General features: G+C 58.8%; 10 protein-coding genes and 1 pseudogene. 1 reads left to right on the forward strand and 10 read right to left on the reverse strand.

Translation table 11 applies throughout. From position 1 onward, the window contains the following. Positions 1–345 (forward strand): annotated as a pseudogene (locus H5395_RS17750) (hypothetical protein); the annotation flags it as partial. A gap of 145 nt (positions 346–490) precedes the next feature. On the opposite strand, the gene H5395_RS17755 reads toward H5395_RS17750, so the two are convergent. The 10 genes from H5395_RS17755 to H5395_RS19365 form a co-directional block, all read right to left on the reverse strand. Beyond that, a complete protein-coding gene (locus tag H5395_RS17755) occupies positions 491–892 on the reverse strand; it encodes a hypothetical protein (protein WP_182793846.1) in 402 nt (133 codons plus the stop codon). Further along, entirely contained in the window at positions 893–1,984 is a 1,092-nt protein-coding gene (locus tag H5395_RS17760) for a hypothetical protein (protein ID WP_182793847.1), read from the reverse strand. A 33-nt stretch (positions 1,985–2,017) separates the two neighbouring features. After that, positions 2,018–2,293, reverse strand: coding sequence for an HK97 gp10 family phage protein (locus H5395_RS17765; protein ID WP_182793848.1), 276 nt, complete (start codon positions 2,291–2,293; stop codon positions 2,018–2,020). Positions 2,294–2,394: 101 nt separating this feature from the next. Continuing rightward, on the reverse strand, positions 2,395–2,529 hold the full coding sequence (locus H5395_RS19210; RefSeq protein WP_255434997.1) for an HK97 family phage prohead protease: 135 nt from the start codon (positions 2,527–2,529) through the stop codon (positions 2,395–2,397). Between the two features lie 24 nt (positions 2,530–2,553). Beyond that, on the reverse strand, positions 2,554–2,739 hold the full coding sequence (locus tag H5395_RS19215) for an HK97 family phage prohead protease (protein ID WP_234450867.1): 186 nt from the start codon (positions 2,737–2,739) through the stop codon (positions 2,554–2,556). 139 nt (positions 2,740–2,878) lie between these two features. Further along, the gene (locus H5395_RS17775; protein WP_182793849.1) at positions 2,879–3,238 is read right to left on the reverse strand and encodes a hypothetical protein; all 360 of its coding nucleotides are present in this window, start codon (positions 3,236–3,238) and stop codon (positions 2,879–2,881) included. Positions 3,239–3,559: 321 nt separating this feature from the next. Next, complete coding sequence (locus tag H5395_RS17780; RefSeq protein ID WP_255440803.1) at positions 3,560–3,844, reverse strand: hypothetical protein; 285 nt, start codon at positions 3,842–3,844, stop codon at positions 3,560–3,562. A gap of 12 nt (positions 3,845–3,856) precedes the next feature. Continuing rightward, the gene (locus tag H5395_RS19220) at positions 3,857–4,183 is read right to left on the reverse strand and encodes a hypothetical protein (RefSeq protein WP_255440804.1); all 327 of its coding nucleotides are present in this window, start codon (positions 4,181–4,183) and stop codon (positions 3,857–3,859) included. Positions 4,184–4,204: 21 nt separating this feature from the next. Beyond that, a complete protein-coding gene (locus H5395_RS19360; RefSeq protein ID WP_182793850.1) occupies positions 4,205–4,372 on the reverse strand; it encodes a hypothetical protein in 168 nt (55 codons plus the stop codon). 14 nt (positions 4,373–4,386) lie between these two features. Further along, entirely contained in the window at positions 4,387–4,530 is a 144-nt protein-coding gene (locus H5395_RS19365; RefSeq protein ID WP_304612845.1) for a hypothetical protein, read from the reverse strand. Positions 4,531–4,726 lie beyond the last annotated feature (196 nt).

Here is a 4,726-nt window from a genome sequence, read left to right on the forward strand (position 1 = left end):
CGCGCGAACCTCACCTACATTCCCGACACCCGGCAACCGACGATCGCCGCGGCACTCCTGCCCCAGGTGGCGCCGGATGCCCTGCTGCTGTCCGACGGCGCGCCGCAATATCAGGCAATCGCCACCGCCGCCGGCCTGGGCTACTGGATGCTCGTTGGCGGGCGCAGGAGCTTCCGCACGCCGGCAACCTACCACCTGAACACCATCAACTCGCTCCACGCGAGGTGGAAGGAGTTTCTCAAGCCGTTCCGAGGTCCGGCGACCCGGAATCTCGACGGCTATGCCCGCTGGCTCATCGCCCGGCGGGAGGGATATCTCCCGGCATTCCGCAGGCTTCTCGCATGATCAGGAAATAGACCAACAGGCTTTGCTGACATACTCAAGTAGCCCCTTACCCCAACTGACACAATAAGACGGGAGGGGGCTTCATTACTTCATATCTATTATATTTAGCTATTTATTGATTATTTTTAATTACTTAATTTTTACTTCATATTACTTCATATCTCCCGTTCATCCTCTGGCACGATCCACAACATGGATTTCTTTCTCGTTCGACCCACATCGGCCCTTTCCAACACGCCCGAGTAATCATGTCTTTGATGAGGTCGTCGCGGTTGCCAGTGTAGTTTTGCAGCGCATCCAGCTTAACCATTCGCTCGGAAGCCCAGCCTTCCGCGTCCTTGTTCTTGGCAACGCAGGCCAGCACTTTCTCCCATGAATCCGGCTTCACGTTCTTGGTTTCGCTGCGGTCTGCCACTTCCGAAGTCGCCCCGAATGTGGCCAGCACGATCTGCCGGGCAAGGTCAACGTGCTTCGCCTCGCGTTGCAGATTATCTGGATTATCTGCCAGCGCAATCAGCCCAGAATATTTCTTCAGATACTCAACCACTTATCCCCAACTCTCCTGATTGCGGGCAGGCTGACCTTGAATGTGCTCATCCTCGACGTAATGCTCGAAAGCATCCATAAGAGCCAACGCTTCCGGCGTTGTCGTAATAATCCGGTCGGGCATACGCTGTCCCAGATACTCCGCCGTAGCCTCATGCTTAAACTTGGCGCATTGAGCCTGGTGGGGAGGGAACTGTCCCTGCATCAGTGACCGCTCTACCCGCTGCTTTCGCAGCGGTGGCATGTTAGGAAGCCACCATTTCCCAAAGCGGTTTAGCTGCCCGCTCTCGCTGTCCTTCGCACTGATGGCGTCAATGAACGCGCCGGGGGTCGAAGTCCAAAGGACTGTGGCGCGGGGCCTCTCGACAGTGGCAATGCGCTGGCTCTTGTCGCGGACTTTATGCTCGGTTAGCTTTCTGAAGCCCTGCCCGAATATCGACATTAGACCCTTGAGTAACTGTTGTTGATGACCGTTGGCCGTGCTGTTGATCGTCTTAAGATTAAGGCCAGCTTCATCTATTGCCAGCGCCACCACGCCTGAAGCCTGCGCTTCGGTCGGAATAGCCAAATGCTCGTGCGAGGCGGGTATGGAAGGAATGTTGTAAAGGAACTCGTCGCCACGACCGGCAGCTTCTAGAGCCAAGCAGATTGCGGTTCTGACGCCTTCCTTCCCTGATGCGGTCGGACCAATAACCAAGGCATAAATGCTAAGGCTGACAAGTTCGCCCGGATGAGGTTGCAAGACGTAAAGCGGCGAGGCCAAAGCGCTCATTGACAGAAGTCCGGCGGCGTGTGCGTAAACGTGGGTGTCCCGTTTCTCCGCGCGGCAAACTACGTTAGCGATAGCTCCGGCGAGGCGCGGTAGCCTTAGAGCCTCCGCACGGCTCTCCATAACGATGCAGTTCTTGCGCGACATGATACGCCGCCCGTTGACGCTGGCAGTTCCCTCCCACAGTCTGTGGCCATCTTCAGCGGTAGCATCCCCAAAGATCGGATTAGGTTTCCCGACGATCCGCTCAATGTCTTCGCGTAGCCTTCGGCTATCGCTATTGAAGCGATCCGCCCGCGTCGCCTCGGACGCGGCGACACACATGGCGAAGATTTCTTCGACCGAGTCCCCTGCTTCCTACCAAAAATAGGGCTGCGCAGGGGCACCGGGATGCCAGCCCCCGCCGATCACATGGCCGCGCTCTCCAAACTCGACCAAGTGAGGATAGCGCACATCAGCGTTCCCCGCCGTAACGGCTGCGGTCAGTTCCGGCACGGCGAAGCGCCCTCCGGGTGTGGAATAAGCGGGGGTCGATTGGCCGGGCGGCATTAACGCTATACTGTTTTTAAGATCGCCGCTCGCAATCGGAACCATCGCTTTTTGCATTGTTGCAATCTCTTCGGCGGATTTCATAAGCGCGGGCGCAACCGCCTTTCAGGCGGCTTGAGGAATCGCGTTCATCCTATTGTTACAAGGAAAGCTTCCATCAAATCCAGCGCCGCGATATTGCGGCCTTAGGGAATCCGCTGATCTGCCTTAATAGTGACGAAGCCGATGGAAATTCCGCGCACTGCACCAGCCTGAACCAGCGCGCGAACCTCACGGGCGCGGGGCAGATCGTTGATTAAAATACGACCCTTCAAATGCAGGCCATCCTCTTCTCCGGCAACTTCTCAAACCCCAACCGGGTCGTTGGGATCGTGGCCGAAAAGCGTGGGCAGCGGCAGTTTCGTGTTAGCGAATGCACCCTTGCGGATTACGTCGCCCAAACGATCAGGCGAACCGAACGGCCACGCCATCGCGGTTATCGCGCCAGTATCGTCAGTCAGCACTTTTGTTTCGATGATGCTGCGGTCCATTACGCGGTCCCCTGATCGGCTTGAGCATTCATGACGGCAATCCCCTGGTCGGCGCGGGCATTGTGGGCGTCCTACCCCCTTCCGTGGGCGCTGCATGGCTATCTCGGCAGGGCGGGGGCGCGCGGAACGCAGCGCGGTCCTACGCGAAGGCGTCAACCTGATCGCGCACCCATGGCGCGGCCCTCAGCAGCCGCAACACGGCTGCGTGGGTGAAGGGCACTGGCTGGCCCCCTTCGGTCGTGTCCAGCCCCAAGACGCAGGCTGCAAGGGCGTCCAAGCGGATGCGCTCCCGGTCAGCGGCAGCAACCCGGCCGGGCGCGTCGGCGGCCTCGGCAAGGGCATCGGCCATCGCCAGCCGGGCGCGGGCTTGCGTGGCGCTGTCAGGGCCGACGATGCGCAGGCGAATGCCGGTCGGTTCCCCTGTGACGGGATCATGCAGTTCAAAAATCCGGCCAACCTCCTGCGATTGGCTGAAAGCTTTGATTTCCTGCAATTGCATTATACGCTCTCCCTCAGATACGCGGGCACGAAGCCTTGGACGTGCAGGTGGTCAAAGCGAAGGTTGGTATAATCACCATCCAGAAAAACCGGCCTATTCTCGGTTCATTCGCGCGTGAACAAGAACCACGCAATATCTTCGGCCCACCAGTGATAACCCAGAATCCCGACTTTCACGCGACCTGCGCTTGTCAGATGACCGGCGGCGGTTCCGGCAATGACGTTCTGGCGATTCTTAGTTCATGTTAGTTCGCCGGTCAGGGGATCGTATTTCAGAATCCCCCTAAGCTCAGCCCATGGCAGGGGCGGATTGCGCAGTTTCTTAACGGCCCGTTTCATCGTCTTCCCCCTTTCCGGGCGGCGGGTTAGCATTGCCAGTTTGGATATTTGGATTGAAGAATTCGTCGCCGCCTTCTCGCGGGGGCAGGCCAAGCCATGACCGGCCTTCGTTCGGATTGATCGTGCGGCTTGCAATCAGCGAATTGATGACGGTCGCGCGGGTTGAAAGATCGGCGCGCGTCAGGTCGTCGCGGTCGAACCGGATAACGTGATTTCCGCCCTCATTGTCGTTGAATAGGGCACGGGCGCAATGCGCCTTCGATGCCAAGAAGCCACGGCTCTAAGGTGTAGGAAAGAAACTCGCGGCCTTTTTGCAGCCCTCGCTGCCAAGCCAGCGCGCTAACGCATCGTAGCCATACTCGAATTTGGGCGGTACGGTTGTCGGTCGCGGCGTCTTCGCCCACGCCTCAAGCCCGCTCGAAATTGTCGCCTCGACCTCTCCCGGTTCAAGCCCGGCGTCCAGCGCGGCACGAACTGTGGCTTCATCCATCCATCCGCCCGCCACTGCCTGCCCCAACCAGAAGGCTCGCCCGTTCAACGTGGTGTTCCGCTCGCCAGCTGCCGCTGTTGCCATCTTGCGCGCCACAGTCTCTATCTGGCGCTCCATACCCTTAGCCGTGATGGCAGGTCACTCTGCGCGCCGCTCCACATGGGTGCGAGCGTTCCTTGACGCTTCGTGGTTCTTCAACAGGTCAAGCAGCCAGCCGAGGGCGTCAGCGATGGACAGGCTGAACATGGGGTTCACCCACTCATAGGCGGACCCGTCCGGTTTTTTGGACGGCGGTGCGATGACCATCCCGCCGTTGCCCCTTATATCCACCCCGTGCCAATCTTGCCTTCAAAATTTCGGACGGCAAAATCCGGCATGTTGAAGTAATAATGAAGCCCGCCGAAAGGCGACTTGACAGAAACGGTTTGCGGCAAGTTACCATGTTCCGCTTCCTTTTCGCGCAAACATGCACTGCCGTCTTTTTCGTTCTTGCAATCAAGGTCGAGAACTGGTCCGCCCCCTGAAAGTGGTCCTCCCTGAAGCAGGCTTTCGAGCCGGATGGAGGCCGGCGGAATGTCGCGGAAGAAGCACGAACCCGAGGAGATCGTGGCCAGGCTCCGGCAGGTCGGCGTGTTGGTGTCGCGGGGCCGGTCGGTGGCC

Origin of the sequence: Paracoccus sp. MC1854 (genome assembly GCF_014164635.1) — a bacterium.
In the GTDB taxonomy this organism is placed as follows: domain Bacteria; phylum Pseudomonadota; class Alphaproteobacteria; order Rhodobacterales; family Rhodobacteraceae; genus Paracoccus.